The organism is Marinobacter mobilis (genome assembly GCF_900106945.1).
In the GTDB taxonomy this organism is placed as follows: Bacteria; Pseudomonadota; Gammaproteobacteria; order Pseudomonadales; family Oleiphilaceae; genus Marinobacter; species Marinobacter mobilis.
In genome coordinates this window covers 1-1,221 of record NZ_FNNE01000025.1, presented here as the reverse complement: position 1 = coordinate 1,221, position 1,221 = coordinate 1, and the positions used below count along the sequence as shown (strand labels likewise).

The following is a 1,221-nucleotide window of genomic DNA, read 5'->3' as shown; positions in this document are numbered from 1 at the left end:
GGGTTCTACCCCGTTTCCACGGACGGTTATAAAACGGTGCAAAGCTTCCGATCCTGAGTGGCAACTCTACGTCGCATCCTCGGATTATGGAATCGCTCGATGTAATCGAATATGTCGGCCCTTGCCTCATCCAGGGTTCGATAGCGCCGGCGATGAACACGCTCGCGCTTGAGTATTCCGAAGAACCCCTCACAAGCAGCATTGTCGCCGCAGTGCCCGACAGCGCTCATACTACTTACCACGCGATTACTGCCAAGGAAGCGTTGGTAATCGCCACTGGTGAACTGACTACCGCGATCTGAATGCAGAATGACAGGTGCTTTTCCCCGGCGTTGCCAAACGGCCATCTCAACCGCCCTGATGACCATGTGACGATCCTGACGATGATGCATCGACCATCCCACGACCAGCTTGCTGAACAGATCGATTACCACGCACAGAAACAACTTTCCTTCCTGGGTGTGCACTTCGGTGATATCCGTCACCCACTTGGTGTCCGGCTCAAGTGCTGAGAAATCGCGCTCCAGATGATTCTTGATGCCTGGTGGTCGATAAGTCTGTCGACCAGCACGCCCTCGTTTCTTCCTGGGCCAGCCCTGAATGCCGTGTTTGGCCATCAGCCGAGCAACGCGGTTCAAGCCGACATGAACGCCCTCAGCGACCAGATCCTCATGCATCCGTGGCGAGCCAATCATGCCACCGCTGTCGTCATGAATCTCTCTGATGCGTGACAGCAAGTGCTGATTCGCCTTTGCCCTGGCGGACTCAGGGCGAGATACCCAAGCGTAATAACCGCTCGCCGACACCTTCAGGCATCGGCACATAAGACGTATCGGGAACTGGCTGCGACAACGTTGAATCGCCTGATACCTCAGGACGACTCCTTTGCGAAGAACACTGCCGCTTCGCGCAAAAAATCACGCTCCTTCTTCACACGGGCCAGTTCTCGCTTGAGACGGGCAACCTCCTCGTCTCTGGGAGAGCCAGAGCCTTTGAAGGCCTTGTCCGTCTCCTCATCCGCTTCTCTGCGCCAACGGGTCAGTAGGTTGGGATTGATGCCGATCTCCAAAGCTATTTGTCGACAACTCACACCGGGTTGGCGGGTCAAAGCAATGGCTTCGCGTTTGAACTCTGGGCTATATTTTCTGCGTCTGGACATGAACACTCCTTTGGCACATTGTGCCTCTTTTCAGAAGTGTCCGCAGTAACGGGGTAGAACCC

The 1,221-nt window shown here is 55.3% G+C and carries 1 protein-coding gene; it reads right to left on the bottom strand.

Annotation, left to right across the window (positions count from 1 at the left end):
- Window positions 1-26: 26 nt before the first annotated feature.
- Window positions 27-1,159 (bottom strand): IS3 family transposase gene (locus BLV11_RS18160; RefSeq protein ID WP_091817951.1). Its coding sequence is split into 2 segments (ribosomal slippage): window positions 27-919 and window positions 919-1,159, totalling 1,134 coding nucleotides; the frame shifts between segments, so codons are not numbered across the junction.
- Window positions 1,160-1,221: the final 62 nt, after the last annotated feature.